The 13,400-nt window shown below is 58.1% G+C and carries 25 protein-coding genes; all 25 read left to right on the top strand.

The window, feature by feature from the left end:
- Nucleotides 1-312: 312 nt before the first annotated feature.
- The 25 genes from rpsJ to rpsK all read left to right on the top strand — a co-directional run bounded on the left by rpsJ (nucleotide 313) and on the right by rpsK (nucleotide 13,335).
- A complete protein-coding gene (gene rpsJ, locus ASF70_RS12825) occupies nucleotides 313-621 on the top strand; it encodes a 30S ribosomal protein S10 (protein ID WP_003547547.1) in 309 nt (102 codons plus the stop codon).
- A gap of 37 nt (nucleotides 622-658) precedes the next feature.
- Complete coding sequence (gene rplC / locus ASF70_RS12830) at nucleotides 659-1,300, top strand: 50S ribosomal protein L3 (protein WP_062580268.1); 642 nt, start codon at nucleotides 659-661, stop codon at nucleotides 1,298-1,300.
- A 14-nt stretch (nucleotides 1,301-1,314) separates the two neighbouring features.
- Entirely contained in the window at nucleotides 1,315-1,935 is a 621-nt protein-coding gene (gene rplD / locus ASF70_RS12835) for a 50S ribosomal protein L4 (RefSeq protein WP_062457774.1), read from the top strand.
- Nucleotides 1,932-2,225: a 50S ribosomal protein L23 gene (locus ASF70_RS12840; RefSeq protein WP_062457771.1), complete on the top strand. Its 294-nt coding sequence runs from the start codon at nucleotides 1,932-1,934 to the stop codon at nucleotides 2,223-2,225. The genes rplD and ASF70_RS12840 overlap by 4 nt, the downstream gene beginning before the upstream one ends.
- An 11-nt stretch (nucleotides 2,226-2,236) precedes the next feature.
- Nucleotides 2,237-3,070: a 50S ribosomal protein L2 gene (gene rplB / locus ASF70_RS12845; protein WP_062457768.1), complete on the top strand. Its 834-nt coding sequence runs from the start codon at nucleotides 2,237-2,239 to the stop codon at nucleotides 3,068-3,070.
- 16 nt (nucleotides 3,071-3,086) lie between these two features.
- Nucleotides 3,087-3,365 carry a 30S ribosomal protein S19 gene (gene rpsS, locus ASF70_RS12850; protein ID WP_062457765.1) on the top strand — a complete coding sequence of 93 codons (279 nt, stop codon included), beginning with the start codon at nucleotides 3,087-3,089 and terminating at the stop codon, nucleotides 3,363-3,365.
- Between the two features lie 2 nt (nucleotides 3,366-3,367).
- Nucleotides 3,368-3,757 (top strand): 50S ribosomal protein L22, encoded by a 390-nt coding sequence (gene rplV, locus ASF70_RS12855; protein ID WP_062457763.1) that lies wholly within the window; start codon nucleotides 3,368-3,370, stop codon nucleotides 3,755-3,757.
- Nucleotides 3,757-4,494 carry a 30S ribosomal protein S3 gene (gene rpsC, locus ASF70_RS12860; RefSeq protein ID WP_062457759.1) on the top strand — a complete coding sequence of 246 codons (738 nt, stop codon included), beginning with the start codon at nucleotides 3,757-3,759 and terminating at the stop codon, nucleotides 4,492-4,494. Before rplV ends, rpsC begins: the two co-directional genes overlap by 1 nt.
- 38 nt (nucleotides 4,495-4,532) lie before the next feature.
- Nucleotides 4,533-4,946, top strand: coding sequence for a 50S ribosomal protein L16 (rplP, locus tag ASF70_RS12865; RefSeq protein WP_062457756.1), 414 nt, complete (start codon nucleotides 4,533-4,535; stop codon nucleotides 4,944-4,946).
- A gap of 12 nt (nucleotides 4,947-4,958) precedes the next feature.
- Nucleotides 4,959-5,159 (top strand): 50S ribosomal protein L29, encoded by a 201-nt coding sequence (gene rpmC, locus ASF70_RS12870; RefSeq protein WP_007770142.1) that lies wholly within the window; start codon nucleotides 4,959-4,961, stop codon nucleotides 5,157-5,159.
- Nucleotides 5,160-5,171: 12 nt separating this feature from the next.
- Nucleotides 5,172-5,408: a 30S ribosomal protein S17 gene (rpsQ, locus tag ASF70_RS12875; RefSeq protein WP_062457753.1), complete on the top strand. Its 237-nt coding sequence runs from the start codon at nucleotides 5,172-5,174 to the stop codon at nucleotides 5,406-5,408.
- 236 nt (nucleotides 5,409-5,644) lie between these two features.
- Nucleotides 5,645-6,013, top strand: coding sequence for a 50S ribosomal protein L14 (gene rplN / locus ASF70_RS12880; protein WP_052638136.1), 369 nt, complete (start codon nucleotides 5,645-5,647; stop codon nucleotides 6,011-6,013).
- 12 nt (nucleotides 6,014-6,025) lie between these two features.
- Entirely contained in the window at nucleotides 6,026-6,334 is a 309-nt protein-coding gene (gene rplX, locus ASF70_RS12885; protein WP_062457750.1) for a 50S ribosomal protein L24, read from the top strand.
- Entirely contained in the window at nucleotides 6,327-6,884 is a 558-nt protein-coding gene (gene rplE / locus ASF70_RS12890; protein WP_062457747.1) for a 50S ribosomal protein L5, read from the top strand. The genes rplX and rplE overlap by 8 nt, the downstream gene beginning before the upstream one ends.
- A gap of 33 nt (nucleotides 6,885-6,917) precedes the next feature.
- Nucleotides 6,918-7,223: a 30S ribosomal protein S14 gene (gene rpsN / locus ASF70_RS12895; RefSeq protein WP_062457744.1), complete on the top strand. Its 306-nt coding sequence runs from the start codon at nucleotides 6,918-6,920 to the stop codon at nucleotides 7,221-7,223.
- A 12-nt stretch (nucleotides 7,224-7,235) separates the two neighbouring features.
- On the top strand, nucleotides 7,236-7,634 hold the full coding sequence (rpsH, locus tag ASF70_RS12900; protein ID WP_062457741.1) for a 30S ribosomal protein S8: 399 nt from the start codon (nucleotides 7,236-7,238) through the stop codon (nucleotides 7,632-7,634).
- 42 nt (nucleotides 7,635-7,676) lie between these two features.
- Complete coding sequence (gene rplF, locus ASF70_RS12905) at nucleotides 7,677-8,210, top strand: 50S ribosomal protein L6 (RefSeq protein ID WP_062457738.1); 534 nt, start codon at nucleotides 7,677-7,679, stop codon at nucleotides 8,208-8,210.
- 12 nt (nucleotides 8,211-8,222) lie between these two features.
- Nucleotides 8,223-8,585: a 50S ribosomal protein L18 gene (rplR, locus tag ASF70_RS12910; protein ID WP_062457734.1), complete on the top strand. Its 363-nt coding sequence runs from the start codon at nucleotides 8,223-8,225 to the stop codon at nucleotides 8,583-8,585.
- A gap of 125 nt (nucleotides 8,586-8,710) precedes the next feature.
- Nucleotides 8,711-9,280 (top strand): 30S ribosomal protein S5, encoded by a 570-nt coding sequence (rpsE, locus tag ASF70_RS12915; RefSeq protein WP_062457730.1) that lies wholly within the window; start codon nucleotides 8,711-8,713, stop codon nucleotides 9,278-9,280.
- Nucleotides 9,281-9,294: 14 nt separating this feature from the next.
- Nucleotides 9,295-9,504 carry a 50S ribosomal protein L30 gene (rpmD, locus tag ASF70_RS12920; RefSeq protein ID WP_062457727.1) on the top strand — a complete coding sequence of 70 codons (210 nt, stop codon included), beginning with the start codon at nucleotides 9,295-9,297 and terminating at the stop codon, nucleotides 9,502-9,504.
- A gap of 16 nt (nucleotides 9,505-9,520) precedes the next feature.
- Nucleotides 9,521-10,000 (top strand): 50S ribosomal protein L15, encoded by a 480-nt coding sequence (gene rplO / locus ASF70_RS12925; protein ID WP_062457725.1) that lies wholly within the window; start codon nucleotides 9,521-9,523, stop codon nucleotides 9,998-10,000.
- A 230-nt stretch (nucleotides 10,001-10,230) separates the two neighbouring features.
- The gene (gene secY, locus ASF70_RS12930) at nucleotides 10,231-11,571 is read left to right on the top strand and encodes a preprotein translocase subunit SecY (protein WP_062457722.1); all 1,341 of its coding nucleotides are present in this window, start codon (nucleotides 10,231-10,233) and stop codon (nucleotides 11,569-11,571) included.
- Nucleotides 11,568-12,218 carry an adenylate kinase gene (locus ASF70_RS12935; RefSeq protein WP_062580269.1) on the top strand — a complete coding sequence of 217 codons (651 nt, stop codon included), beginning with the start codon at nucleotides 11,568-11,570 and terminating at the stop codon, nucleotides 12,216-12,218. Before secY ends, ASF70_RS12935 begins: the two co-directional genes overlap by 4 nt.
- 243 nt (nucleotides 12,219-12,461) lie before the next feature.
- Complete coding sequence (rpsM, locus tag ASF70_RS12940) at nucleotides 12,462-12,830, top strand: 30S ribosomal protein S13 (protein WP_062457717.1); 369 nt, start codon at nucleotides 12,462-12,464, stop codon at nucleotides 12,828-12,830.
- Nucleotides 12,831-12,945: 115 nt separating this feature from the next.
- Entirely contained in the window at nucleotides 12,946-13,335 is a 390-nt protein-coding gene (gene rpsK, locus ASF70_RS12945) for a 30S ribosomal protein S11 (protein WP_007766864.1), read from the top strand.
- The last annotated feature ends 65 nt before the right edge of the window (nucleotides 13,336-13,400 follow it).

Here is a 13,400-nt window from a genome sequence, read left to right on the forward strand (position 1 = left end):
CAAATCAGAGGGCAGGGCGGGTTCTTCGGGGCCCGCCCGGTTCACTTTTTTTAAGCAAGTTGGCCCTGCTGACTTGCTTATGACATGAAAATGTAGCAAATGGCGCGCGAGCGCTATTTGCGCCTTGCTTCGTTTTATCGAGGCAGGCAATTGCCAAAGACATTAAGGTGGGCCTTCGGCCTGGAGACGAGAACGGACTGCCGCTGTTGGCGCACCCGTTCGATCTTTGACACTGGTGGTCCCGCCTTAGGATAACGAACAACTCGTGCTGTAACGTTGGCACGTGGAAACAAGAAACAAGGATAACGTCGAATGAACGGCCAAAATATCCGCATTCGCCTGAAGGCGTTCGATCACCGCATTCTCGACGCTTCGACGCGTGAGATCGTGTCGACGGCGAAGCGCACCGGCGCAAGCGTCCGGGGCCCCGTTCCGCTTCCGACTCGCATCGAGAAGTTTACGGTTAACCGGTCCCCCCACATCGACAAGAAAAGCCGCGAGCAGTTCGAGATGCGCACACACAAGCGCCTTCTCGATATCGTAGACCCGACACCACAGACCGTGGACGCGCTGATGAAGCTCGACCTCGCCGCAGGTGTCGATGTTGAGATCAAGCTCTGAGGCTTTTGTCTCGAGCTGAGTGAGAAGGATTGAACCGATGCGTTCGGGTGTAATTGCACAGAAAGTGGGAATGACCCGCGTCTATAACGACGCTGGTGAGCACATCCCGGTTACCGTTTTGCGGCTGGAGAGCTGCCAGGTCGTCGCACAGCGCACTGTTGAGAAGAATGGCTATGTTGCCGTTCAGCTCGGTGCTGGCGTCGCCAAGGTAAAGAACACCTCCAAGGCTATGCGTGGCAACTTCGCCATCGCTAATGTCGAGCCGAAGTCGAAGCTCGTTGAGTTTCGCGTTTCCGAAGAAAATCTGATCGACGTCGGCACTGAGCTGAAGGCCGATCATTTTGCTGCTGGTCAGCTGGTGGATGTCACCGGCACTTCGATCGGTAAGGGTTTTGCCGGTGCTATGAAGCGCCATAACTTCGGTGGTCTGCGGGCGACCCACGGTGTTTCCGTGTCGCACCGTTCGCACGGTTCGACTGGTAACAACCAGGATCCGGGCAAGGTCTGGAAGGGCAAGCGCATGGCTGGTCACATGGGCCAGACGCGTATCACCACGCAAAACCTCGAAATCGTCTCGACGGATGAAGACCGCGGACTGATCCTCGTCAAGGGTGCCGTTCCCGGCTCCAAGGGCGCCTGGATTGAAGTTCGCGACGCCGTCAAGTCGGCCGCGAAGTAAGGGAGCCAGCTATTATGGAATTCAACGTCAAGACCCTCGAGGGAAAAGACGCCGGCCAGGTTTCCCTGTCGGACGCGATTTTCGGCCTCGATCCACGCGAGGATATCCTCGCACGCATGGTGCGTTACCAGCTCGCTAAGAAGCAGCAGGGCACGCACAAGACCAAGAGCCGTTCCGAGATTGCTCGCACCGGTGCGAAGATGTTCAAGCAGAAGGGTACGGGCCGCGCTCGTCACCATTCGGCTCGCGCTCCGCAGTTCCGCGGCGGTGGTCGTGCACACGGCCCGGTCGTTCGCAGCCACGAGCATGATCTTCCTAAGAAGGTTCGCGCTCTTGCTCTGCGTCACGCTCTGTCTGCAAAGCTGAAGTCTGAAGATCTGATCGTCATCGACAACCTGGTTGCTTCTGAAGCAAAGACCAAGGCTCTCGTCGGTACGTTCGCATCGCTTGGCCTGACCAACGTGCTGTTCATCGGCGGTGCTGAGCTCGACAGCAACTTCAAGCTCGCAGCCCAGAACATCCCGAATGTGGACGTTCTGCCGGTCCAGGGCATCAATGTTTACGACATCCTGCGTCGCGGTAAGCTCGTGCTTTCCAAGGCTGCGGTTGAAGCCCTCGAGGAGCGTTTCAAGTGACCGACATTCGCCACTATGATGTGATCGTATCTCCTTCGATCACCGAAAAGTCGACACTGGTTTCCGAGTATAACCAGATCGTCTTCAACGTTGCCAAGACTGCTTCGAAGCCGGAAATCAAGGCTGCTGTGGAAGCTCTCTTCGGTGTGAAGGTCACTGCCGTCAATACGCTGGTCCGCAAGGGCAAGGTGAAGCGCTTCAAGGGCTTCATCGGCAAGCAGAAGGACGTCAAGAAGGCTGTCGTAACCCTGGCCGAAGGTCAGACGATCGACATCTCCACCGGTCTCTGAGGTAAAGAAAAATGGCACTGAAAAGCTATAATCCGACGACCCCGAGCCAGCGTCAGCTGGTTATCGTCGACCGTTCGGGCCTCTGGAAGGGCAAGCCCCTCAAGTCGCTGACTGAAGGTCTGTCCAAGAGCGGTGGTCGCAACAACAACGGTCGTATCACTGCCCGCTTCATCGGCGGTGGTCACAAGCGTACCTATCGCTTGGTCGACTTCAAGCGTCGCAAGTTCGATATTGAAGGCACGGTCGAGCGTCTGGAATACGACCCTAACCGTACCGCGTTCATCGCGCTCGTCACCTACACGGACGGCGAACAGGCCTACATCATCGCTCCGCAGCGTCTTGCTGCAGGCGACAAGGTCATCGCTTCCTCGAAGGCTGTCGACGTGAAGCCCGGCAACACCATGCCGCTGCAGTTCATCCCGGTTGGTTCGATCGTTCACAACGTCGAAATGAAGCCAGGCAAGGGCGGTCAGATTGCTCGCTCCGCCGGCACCTATGTGCAGCTCGTCGGCCGCGATGCCGGCATGGCGATCCTGCGCCTCAACTCTGGTGAACAGCGTCTCGTTCCGGGCTCCTGCCTGGCGTCGATCGGTGCTGTCTCCAACCCCGATCACGGCAACATCAACGACGGCAAGGCCGGTCGTACCGTATGGCGTGGCAAGCGTCCGCATAACCGCGGCGTTGTCATGAACCCGGTCGACCACCCGCACGGCGGTGGTGAAGGCCGTACCTCTGGTGGACGCCATCCGGTGTCCCCGTGGGGCAAGCCCACCAAGGGCAAGCGCACGCGTTCGAACAAGTCCACGGACAAGTTCATCATGCGCTCGCGCCACGTCAAGAAGTAAGAGAGGAAGTCGTTAAATGGCTCGTTCAGTTTGGAAAGGTCCGTTTGTTGACGGCTATCTTCTCAAGAAGGCTGAGAAGGTGCGCGAAGGCGGACGCAGTGAAGTGATCAAGATGTGGACCCGTCGGTCCACGATCTTGCCGCAGTTTGTCGGTTTGACGTTCGGCGTCTACAACGGCAACAAGCACGTGCCGGTCAGCGTCAACGAAGACATGGTCGGACACAAGTTTGGTGAATTCGCTCCCACCCGGACCTATTACGGTCACGGCGCGGACAAGAAGGCGAAGAGGAAGTAATCATGGCGAAGGCAAAGACCGAACGCCGGCTGAAGGACAACGAAGCACAGGCAGTCGCCCGTACGCTTCGCGTCAGCCCGCAGAAGCTAAACCTGGTTGCCGCCATGATCCGCGGCAAGAAGGTTGAACGCGCTCTGGCAGAACTCGAGTTCTCCCGCAAGCGCATCGCAGGCACGGTGAAGAAGACTCTCGAGTCCGCTATCGCCAACGCCGAAAACAACCATGACCTCGACGTCGACACGCTGATCGTAGCGGAAGCCTACGTCGGCAAGTCGATCACGATGAAGCGTTTCCACGCTCGCGGCCGTGGCCGTGCATCGCGGATCGAAAAGCCGTTCGCGCATCTGACGATCGTCGTTCGCGAAGTCGAGGAAAAAGGGGAGGCCGCATAATGGGTCAGAAAATCAATCCTATCGGTTTTCGCCTCGGCATCAACCGTACATGGGACAGCCGTTGGTTCGCCGACAACGCCGAATACGGCCAGCTGCTTCATGAAGACCTGAAGATCCGCGCATACCTGATGTCCGAGCTGAAGCAGGCCGGCATCGCCAAGGTGGTTATCGAGCGTCCGCACAAGAAGTGCCGCGTCACGATCCACTCGGCTCGCCCGGGTCTGATCATCGGCAAGAAGGGTGCGGACATCGAGAAGCTTCGCAAGAAGATCTCCACGATGACCAACTCCGAAACGCACCTCAACATCGTTGAAGTGCGCAAGCCGGAAGTCGACGCAACGCTCGTTGCTCAGTCGATCGCCCAGCAGCTCGAACGCCGCGTGGCTTTCCGCCGTGCGATGAAGCGTGCTGTTCAGTCTGCCATGCGTCTTGGCGCCGAAGGCATCAAGATCACTTGCGCCGGCCGTCTCGGTGGCGCGGAAATCGCTCGTACCGAATGGTACCGCGAAGGCCGCGTGCCGTTGCACACACTGCGCGCCGACATCGACTACGGTACGGCTGAAGCCGAAACCGCATTCGGTATCTGCGGCATCAAGGTCTGGATCTTCAAGGGCGAAATCCTTGAGCACGATCCGATGGCGTCGGAACGTCGCGCGCTGGAAGGCGATGCGCAGGGTCCGGCAAGCCGTGAGCGTGGCGATCGTGGCGACCGTCGCCGCGAACGTGAAAACGCTTGATTAGCGCTGGCGAAAGATAAGCTCGGAGAAGTAATAAAATGTTGCAGCCAAAGCGTACCAAGTTCCGCAAGCAGTTCAAGGGCCGCATCAAGGGCGTTGCCAAGGGTGGCTTCGACCTCGCATTCGGCGAATTCGGTTTGAAGGCTCAGGAACCTAACCGTGTCAACGCACGTGAGATCGAAGCGGCCCGCCGCGCGATCACACGTTACATGAAGCGTGCGGGTCGTGTATGGATCCGCGTATTCCCAGACGTACCGGTCACGGCAAAGCCGACCGAAGTGCGTATGGGTAAGGGTAAGGGTTCTGTTGAATACTGGGCTTGCAAGGTCAAGCCTGGTCGTATCATGTTCGAGATCGACGGCGTTTCGGAAGAGATCGCGCGCGAGGCACTTCGCCTCGGGTCTGCCAAGCTCTCGGTCACGACGCGCTTCGTACAGCGCATCGCAGATTAAGGAGAAGGCACGATGAAAGCCGAAGACGTACGCGGTCTGACCGCCGACCAGCTCAAGGACAAGCTTGCTGACCTGAAGAAGGAGCAGTTCAACCTGCGCTTCCAGAAGGCCACCGGCCAGCTCGAGAAATCCTCGCGCATCACCGAGGTCCGCAAGGATATCGCTCGCGTGAAAACCATTGCCCGCCAGAAGGCGGCAGAAGCCAAGGCCTAAAGGAAGAATAATATGCCGAAACGCATTCTGCAGGGCGTAGTCGTTTCCGACAAGAACGAGAAGACCGTTGTTGTCCGCGTCGAGCGCCGCTTCGCTCACCCTTTGCTTCAGAAGACCGTTCGCCGGTCCAAGAAGTATAAGGCCCATGACGAAAACAACCAGTTCAAGGTTGGTGACGTAGTTTCCATTCAGGAATGCGCCCCGATCTCCAAAGACAAGACCTGGACGGTTATCAACGCCCAGGCTTAAAGACTTCAGGATTTTGCGTCAGGCCCTTGCGTCGGACACAGAATCCTGTAAGAAGCACGCCACTGGCGTAGAACGCTCGGAAACGAGCGTTCTTTTGCTTTCAGCGCACGGAAGGTCCCACTTAGGGAAACCACCTTGGCAAGACCGATCCCGCGCATACTGAAAATGTGTTCATAGCCAGCTCCGTTCGTATTCATGCGCGCGGATAGTTGGTCATTAGAAAAAGGCGACCTGACATGATTCAGATGCAAACAAACCTCGACGTGGCGGATAATTCCGGCGCACGTCGTGTCATGTGCATCAAGGTGCTGGGCGGCTCCAAGCGCAAGTACGCTTCGATCGGCGACGTTATCGTCGTTTCGATCAAGGAAGCTATTCCGCGCGGCCGCGTGAAGAAGGGTGACGTGATGAAGGCGGTGGTTGTGCGTACCGCCAAGGACATCCGTCGCGCCGACGGCAGCGTCATCCGCTTCGACAACAACGCAGCGGTCCTCATCGACAACAAGAAAGAGCCGATCGGCACCCGTATCTTCGGACCGGTTCCGCGCGAACTTCGCGCCAAGAACCATATGAAGATCATCTCGCTGGCTCCTGAAGTTCTGTAAGGAGCGAGAGATATGCAGAAGATCAAGAAGGGCGACAACGTCGTCGTACTGACCGGCAAGGACAAGGGCCGCACCGGTGAAGTAATCCAGGTTATGCCGAAGGAAGACCGTGCGGTCGTTCGCGGCATCAACATGGTGAAGCGCCACCAGCGTCAGTCGCAGACGCAGGAAGCTGGCATCATCAACAAGGAAGCGTCCATCCATCTGTCGAACATCGCGGTTGCCGCGAAAGACGGTAAGCCAACTCGCGTTGGTTTCTCGGTCGTCGACGGTAAGAAGGTGCGTGTCGCCAAGCGTACGGGAGATGTGATCGATGGCTGAGTCCAAGTATGAGCCGCGGCTCAAGGCGGAATACGTTTCCCGCATCCGCGCCGCGCTGAAGGAGCAGTTTTCCTACTCCAACGACATGATGATCCCCAAGCTGGACAAGATCGTCATCAACATGGGTGTGGGCGAAGCAACTGCCGACAGCAAGAAGCCAACGGTTGCAGCAGCCGACCTCGCAGCGATCGCCGGCCAGAAGCCGGTCATCACCAAGGCACGGAATTCCATCGCGGGCTTCAAGGTTCGCGAATTCATGCCGATCGGTGCCAAGGTTACGCTTCGCGGCGCCCGCATGTACGAATTCATGGATCGACTGGTCAACATCGCGCTTCCGCGCGTTCGCGACTTTCGCGGCCTGAACCCGAAGTCCTTTGACGGCCGTGGCAACTTTGCCATGGGCATCAAGGAACACATTGTGTTCCCGGAGATCAACTACGACAAGGTTGATCAGATGTGGGGCATGGACATCATCGTTTGCACGACGGCTACCAACGACGACGAAGCACGGGCTCTCCTGAAAGAGTTCAACTTCCCGTTCCGCCAGTAACCGTAACGACGAGCGTTTAAAAGGAACTCCGATATGGCGAAAACCAGCGCAGTTGAAAAGAACAAGCGCCGCCGCAAGACCGTCGCGGACCATGCAGCCAAGCGTGCTGTATTGAAGGCGACCATCATGAACCAGGAACTTCCGATCGAAGAGCGGTTCAAGGCAACTATCAAGCTCGCTTCTCTGCCACGCGATGGCTCGAAGACGCGTATCCGCAACCGTTGCGAAGTCACCGGTCGCCCACGCGCTTTCTATCGCAAGCTTAAGATGTCGCGTATTGCACTTCGCGAACTCGGCAGCCTCGGCAAAGTGCCGGGCATCGTCAAGTCGAGCTGGTAAGGAGATCGTTAGATGACCATGACTGATCCCTTGGGCGATATGCTCACACGTATCCGCAACGGCGCTTCCCGCCGCAAGTCGACCGTTTCGACGCCAGCCTCCAGGCTGCGCGTTCGCGTTCTCGACGTGCTGCAGGCTGAAGGCTACATCCGCGGTTACACTGAAACCGATTTCGGCAACGGCAAGGCCGAGATCGAAATCGAACTGAAGTACTACGAAGGCGCGTCGGTGATCCGTGAGATTGGCCGCGTGTCCAAGCCGGGCCGCCGAGTTTATGTCTCGGTCAAGTCCATCCCTCAGGTCGCGAACGGCCTCGGCATCACCATCCTTTCGACTCCGAAGGGCGTGATGGCCGATCACCAGGCTCGCGAACAGAACGTAGGCGGCGAGGTTCTTTGCTCGGTCTTCTAAGACTGCGCAAGGATCTCCCTAGCGAACAGACAGGATTGAATAATGTCTCGTATCGGTAAAAAGCCCGTTCAGGTTCCTGCAGGGATCACGGCCTCGGTTGATGGCCAGAAAGTCACTGCCAAGGGCCCGAAGGGCGAGCTTTTCTTCGTCGCTAACGACGAAATCAAGCTTGAAATTAAAGACAATGCCATTTCGGTGACTCCGGTCAACGATTCCAAGGATGCTCGTTCGAAGTGGGGCATGTCCCGCACGATGATCGAAAACATCCTGAAGGGTGTGAAGGACGGTTTCGAGCGCAAGCTTGAAATCAACGGCGTTGGTTACCGCGCGTCGCTGCAGGGCAAGAACCTGCAGCTGGCTCTCGGTTTCAGCCACGACGTGGTCTATCAGACCCCGGAAGGCATCACCATTGCCGTGCCGAAGCCGACGGAAATCATCGTCTCCGGCATTAATAAACAGCAGGTCGGTCAGGTAGCAGCGGAAATCCGCGAATACCGCGGTCCAGAGCCCTACAAGGGCAAAGGCGTCAAGTACGCTGAGGAACGGATCGTCCGCAAGGAAGGCAAGAAGAAGTAAGGACGCGGGATCATGGCTACCAGAAAAGAAGCACTCACAAAGCGTGCGAGCCGTGTTCGCCGTCAGATCAAGAAGGTCGCAAATGGCCGTCCGCGTCTGTCGGTTCACCGCTCCTCGAAAAACATCTACGTTCAGGTCATCGACGACGTGGCCGGCCGCACGCTTGCAGCCGCTTCCACGCTCGACGTCGATCTGCGCAAGTCGCTGAAGACCGGTGCGGACGTTGCAGCAGCTGCTGCCGTTGGCAAGTTGGTTGCAGAGCGCGCTGCCAAGGCTGGCGTGACGGAAGTCGTGTTCGACCGCGGCGCCTTCATCTACCACGGCCGCATCAAGGCTCTTGCTGAAGCTGCCCGCGAAGGCGGCCTGAGCTTCTAAGAAATTTCGCCCGGTCTGCCTGAAGAAGGGGAGGCCGGGCGATTTGCGGTTTTACCGCATCACGTCCGGTACGCCGGACAATCTCAACCTGCCGTTCCACCCGCAAAAGAAAAAGGAAAAGGACAATGGCACAGGAAAGAAGAGGTTCGGGCAACGATCGCCAGAACCGCGAAGAGCGCGATAGCGAATTCGTCGACAAGCTGGTCGCGATCAACCGCGTCGCCAAGGTCGTCAAGGGCGGCCGTCGTTTCGGTTTTGCTGCTCTCGTCGTCGTCGGCGACCAGAAGGGTCGCGTTGGCTTCGGTCATGGCAAGGCACGCGAAGTGCCGGAAGCCATCCGCAAGGCAACCGAATCTGCAAAGCGCGATCTGATCTTCGTACCGCTGCGTGACGGCCGTACGCTGCATCACGACGTCAATGGTCGTCACGGCGCCGGCAAGGTTCTGCTGCGCTCGGCCAAGGCTGGTACCGGTATCATCGCCGGCGGCCCGATGCGCGCTGTATTCGAAACGCTCGGCGTCCATGACGTTGTTGCGAAGTCGACTGGTTCGTCGAACCCATACAACATGGTTCGCGCAACGTTCGACGCTCTGAAGCACCAGGTGCATCCGAAGGACGTAGCAGCTCAGCGTGGCCTCAAGTATGCCACCCTGCAGTCGCGCCGCGCCGCTTCCGGCAATGCGTCGGAAGAATAAGAGGAGTCTGAACCATGGCTAAGGCTACGCAGAAGACTGAAGCAAAGACGGTTACCGTTCAGCAGATCGGCAGCCCAATCCGCCGCCCGGCCGAACAGCGCGCAACGCTGATCGGTCTTGGCCTCAACAAGATGCATCGGACCAGCACTCTGGAAGATACTCCTTCCGTTCGTGGCATGATCCGTGCTGTCCAGCATCTCGTTCGCGTCGTCGAAGAGAAGTGAGACGGAGGAATTGACCATGAAACTGAATGAGATCAAGGACAACGAAGGCTCTTCGAAGGACCGTATCCGCGTTGGTCGCGGTATCGGTTCCGGCAAGGGCAAGACCGGTGGACGCGGCGTCAAGGGTCAGAAGGCCCGTTCAGGCGTCTCGATCAACGGCTTCGAAGGCGGTCAGATGCCAATCTACCGTCGTCTTCCGAAGCGCGGCTTCAACAACATCTTCGCATCTGAATACGCAACCGTATCGCTCGGCCGTATCCAGACTGCGATCGATGCTGGCAAGCTCGACGCAAACGCGACTGTCGACGCAGCAGCTCTCAAGGCTGCCGGCGTCATCCGTCGCCTCAAGGACGGCGTTCGCGTCCTGTCCGGCGGCGAACTGACAACCAAGGTTTCGATCGAAGTCGCCGGTGCCTCCAAGGCTGCCGTCGAAAAGATCGAAAAGTCGGGCGGCTCGATCAAGCTGCTCGTGGTTGCTGAAACAGCCGCTGAATAAATCGTTTGAAAATCACCCGGTGTGAGCTTCACACCGGGTGATTTTATGTCCATATGTGAGCCTCACGATCCCCAAGGCAGTCCGGCCGGTCAGCTACCGGGATCAGACGGAAAAATGGGTGAGGCAGGCGATTGCGACAGCATCTCGCGCCCCCAGCTTTCTGAAAACAGAATCAAGACTGCGTTCCGGAAGGCACATGCCGCCGGGGGATGGGTCGGGCGGAGAATTGCATGGCTTCTGCAGCTGAACAACTGGCCTCAAATCTGAATTTCAAAACTTTCGCCAAGGCGGAAGATCTCAAGAAACGCCTGTGGTTCACGCTGGCAGCGCTTCTTGTCTATCGCTTGGGCACGCATATCCCGCTGCCAGGCCTCAACCCTGAAGCCTATGCGCAGGCCTTTAGCGGTCAGTCGGGTGGCATTCTCGGCCTCTTCAACATGTTCTCCGGCGGTGCTGTCGAGCGCATGGCGATCTTCGCCCTCGGCATCATGCCTTACATTTCCGCTTCGATTATCGTGCAGCTGATGACTTCGGTCGTCCCGTCGCTCGAGAACCTGAAGAAGGAAGGCGAGGCGGGTCGCAAGATCATCAACCAGTACACTCGCTACGGCACTGTGATTCTCGGCGCGCTTCAGGCCTACGGTATCGCTGCCGGCCTCTCGAGCGGTCAGGGCATCGTGTCCAACCCGGGCTGGTTCTTCACGCTCTCAACGGTCGTCACGCTGCTTGGCGGCACGATGTTCCTGATGTGGCTTGGTGAGCAGATCACCTCGCGCGGTATCGGCAACGGTATTTCGCTGATCATCTTTGCCGGTATTGCCGCAGGTCTTCCTGGCGCGCTCGCCAACACAATGGAACTCGGTCGTACCGGCGCTCTGCCGACGGCTCTGATTCTCACCGTTATCATCGTCGCGATCGCCGTCATTGCGCTGATCGTGTTTGTTGAACGCGCCCAGCGTCGGCTTTTGATCCAGTATCCGAAGCGTCAGGTCGGCAACCGCATGTTCCAGGGCGATACCTCGCACCTTCCGCTGAAGCTCAATACAGCGGGCGTTATTCCGGCAATCTTTGCATCCTCGCTTCTGCTTCTGCCGGCAACGGCTGCGGGCTTTGCCGGCAATTCACAGCTGCCAGATTGGGCAACGGGGATCATTGCAGCTCTTGGCCACGGCCAGCCGCTGTTTATGCTGTTCTACGCCATGCTGATCGCGTTCTTCGCCTTCTTCTACACGGCCATCGTCTTCAACCCGAAGGATACGGCTGATAACCTGAAGAAGCACGGCGGCTTCATTCCCGGCATCCGTCCCGGCGAGCGTACCGCGGAATATATCGATTACGTCCTGACCCGAATCACGGTCGTCGGCGCTATCTATCTCGTCGTGGTCTGCATTCTTCCCGAATTCCTGGTGGCCAGAACGGGCGTTCCGTTAGCCCTTGGTGGTACTTCGCTTTTGATCGTGGTCAGTGTAACCCTTGATACGGTTGCGCAGATCCAGGGACACCTCATCGCGCAGCAGTATGAGGGATTGATCAAGAAGTCGAAACTACGCGGTGGAAAGAGGGGACGATGAGACTGATTCTTTTAGGACCGCCGGGCGCGGGCAAGGGGACCCAAGCCCAGCGGATCGTGGAGAAGCATGGCATTCCGCAGCTCTCCACTGGTGATATGCTGCGGGCAGCCGTGGCAGCTGAGACCGAAGTCGGCAAGCGCGCCAAGGCAGTCATGGATGCGGGCAACCTCGTCTCTGACGAGATCGTCAACGCGATCGTCTCCGAGCGCATAGACGCGCCTGACTGCGCGAACGGTTTCATCCTTGACGGTTTTCCCCGCACGCTCGTGCAGGCGGACGCCACTGAGGCGATGCTGTCTGCCAAGGGGCTCGATCTTTCCGTCGTGATTGAACTTCGCGTCGACGATAAGGAGCTTGTCCGTCGCGTCTCCGGTCGCTATTCCTGCGCCCAGTGCGGGACGGTCTACCACGACTCGGATAAGAAGCCTTCGTCGGAGGGCACGTGCGACAAGTGTGGCTCGACCCACTTCAAGCGTCGGCCGGACGACAACGCTGAGACCATGACCAAGCGTCTCGAGGTTTACTACAAGGAAACCTCGCCGCTCATTGGTTACTACTATGCCAAAGGCAAGCTCAAGGTTGTCGATGGCATGGCCGAGATGGATACTGTCACGGCCGATATCGAAAAGATCCTCGCCAGTCTCTGAGACTGTCTTGGATGGTTTAAAGAATCTTGGGGTGGAGCAGTTGCATTCAAGCACTGATTCCGCTACACACCGCGCCAACTCGCGACAGTTTTACAGCGATCGGCGCGGATTCCCGCAAGGACATCCGGGGCGATCATTTTGCCTGTCTCGTATGAAGTTTGAACTGGCGACCGTATCCAAAGGTCGCTTTCATGGAAGAAGTACCGCTTGCCGGATGGCAACCGGAACGCAAGGAGAATAGACGTGGCACGTATCGCTGGCGTCAACATCCCGACTGCGAAGCGCGTTGTCATCGCGCTGACCTACATTCACGGGATCGGCCCGAAATTCGCACAGGAAATTATGGAGAAGGTTGGTCTTGCCGCTGAAAAGCGCGTCCATCAGCTGACCGACTCTGAAGTCCTGCAGATCCGCGAAACCATCGACCGCGATTATCGCGTCGAAGGTGATCTTCGTCGCGAAACCGCGATGAACATCAAGCGCCTCATGGACCTCGGCTGCTATCGCGGCCTGCGTCACCGTCGTGGCCTTCCGGTCCGCGGTCAGCGCACGCACACCAATGCCCGCACCCGCAAGGGTCCGGCAAAGGCGATTGCTGGTAAGAAGAAGTAATTTTGGATCGATAGTCGCAAAGCGGGCAGGGCTCCTGTCCGCTTTTTCGTGACTGTTTGATCTGAGGTGGAGCCGCTGGCATTACGGCGGTGCAGAGATCAACGAAAGGAATACCATGGCCAAGGAAGCCACACGCGTACGCCGCCGCGAACGCAAAAATATTACGTCGGGCGTTGCCCACGTCAATTCGACGTTCAACAACACGATGATCACCATCACCGACGCACAGGGCAATGCAATTGCCTGGTCGTCTGCTGGTGCCAAGGGCTTCAAGGGTTCGCGCAAGTCGACCCCGTTCGCAGCTCAGATCGCTGCCGAAGACTGCGCCAAGAAGGCTCAGGAGCACGGCATGAAGTCGCTCGAAGTCGAAGTCTGCGGTCCGGGTTCCGGTCGCGAATCGGCTCTGCGCGCTCTGCAGGCTGCCGGCTTCATGATCACCTCGATCCGCGACGTGACCCCGATCCCGCACAACGGTTGCCGCCCGCGCAAGAAGCGCCGCGTCTAATGGACGTTTTTGGAGCTCGCTTCGCAGCGATCTTCATCTGAACCCGGTAATAGCCGCTCCGTCTC

The organism is Rhizobium sp. Leaf321 (assembly GCF_001423215.1).
Lineage (GTDB): Bacteria > Pseudomonadota > Alphaproteobacteria > Rhizobiales > Rhizobiaceae > Neorhizobium > Neorhizobium soli.

Bases quoted from the DNA above. Each gene is read 5' to 3' on its own strand.
- rpsJ (WP_003547547.1), top strand. From the start codon at position 313: ATGAACGGCCAAAATATCCGCATTCGCCTGAAGGCGTTCGATCACCGC.
- rplC (WP_062580268.1), top strand. From the start codon at position 659: ATGCGTTCGGGTGTAATTGCACAGAAAGTGGGAATGACCCGCGTCTAT.
- rplD (WP_062457774.1), top strand. From the start codon at position 1,315: ATGGAATTCAACGTCAAGACCCTCGAGGGAAAAGACGCCGGCCAGGTT.
- rplB (WP_062457768.1), top strand. From the start codon at position 2,237: ATGGCACTGAAAAGCTATAATCCGACGACCCCGAGCCAGCGTCAGCTG.
- rpsS (WP_062457765.1), top strand. From the start codon at position 3,087: ATGGCTCGTTCAGTTTGGAAAGGTCCGTTTGTTGACGGCTATCTTCTC.
- rplV (WP_062457763.1), top strand. From the start codon at position 3,368: ATGGCGAAGGCAAAGACCGAACGCCGGCTGAAGGACAACGAAGCACAG.
- rpsC (WP_062457759.1), top strand. From the start codon at position 3,757: ATGGGTCAGAAAATCAATCCTATCGGTTTTCGCCTCGGCATCAACCGT.
- rplP (WP_062457756.1), top strand. From the start codon at position 4,533: ATGTTGCAGCCAAAGCGTACCAAGTTCCGCAAGCAGTTCAAGGGCCGC.
- rpmC (WP_007770142.1), top strand. From the start codon at position 4,959: ATGAAAGCCGAAGACGTACGCGGTCTGACCGCCGACCAGCTCAAGGAC.
- rpsQ (WP_062457753.1), top strand. From the start codon at position 5,172: ATGCCGAAACGCATTCTGCAGGGCGTAGTCGTTTCCGACAAGAACGAG.
- rplN (WP_052638136.1), top strand. From the start codon at position 5,645: ATGATTCAGATGCAAACAAACCTCGACGTGGCGGATAATTCCGGCGCA.
- rplX (WP_062457750.1), top strand. From the start codon at position 6,026: ATGCAGAAGATCAAGAAGGGCGACAACGTCGTCGTACTGACCGGCAAG.
- rplE (WP_062457747.1), top strand. From the start codon at position 6,327: ATGGCTGAGTCCAAGTATGAGCCGCGGCTCAAGGCGGAATACGTTTCC.
- rpsN (WP_062457744.1), top strand. From the start codon at position 6,918: ATGGCGAAAACCAGCGCAGTTGAAAAGAACAAGCGCCGCCGCAAGACC.
- rpsH (WP_062457741.1), top strand. From the start codon at position 7,236: ATGACCATGACTGATCCCTTGGGCGATATGCTCACACGTATCCGCAAC.
- rplF (WP_062457738.1), top strand. From the start codon at position 7,677: ATGTCTCGTATCGGTAAAAAGCCCGTTCAGGTTCCTGCAGGGATCACG.
- rplR (WP_062457734.1), top strand. From the start codon at position 8,223: ATGGCTACCAGAAAAGAAGCACTCACAAAGCGTGCGAGCCGTGTTCGC.
- rpsE (WP_062457730.1), top strand. From the start codon at position 8,711: ATGGCACAGGAAAGAAGAGGTTCGGGCAACGATCGCCAGAACCGCGAA.
- rpmD (WP_062457727.1), top strand. From the start codon at position 9,295: ATGGCTAAGGCTACGCAGAAGACTGAAGCAAAGACGGTTACCGTTCAG.
- rplO (WP_062457725.1), top strand. From the start codon at position 9,521: ATGAAACTGAATGAGATCAAGGACAACGAAGGCTCTTCGAAGGACCGT.
- secY (WP_062457722.1), top strand. From the start codon at position 10,231: ATGGCTTCTGCAGCTGAACAACTGGCCTCAAATCTGAATTTCAAAACT.
- ASF70_RS12935 (WP_062580269.1), top strand. From the start codon at position 11,568: ATGAGACTGATTCTTTTAGGACCGCCGGGCGCGGGCAAGGGGACCCAA.
- rpsK (WP_007766864.1), top strand. From the start codon at position 12,946: ATGGCCAAGGAAGCCACACGCGTACGCCGCCGCGAACGCAAAAATATT.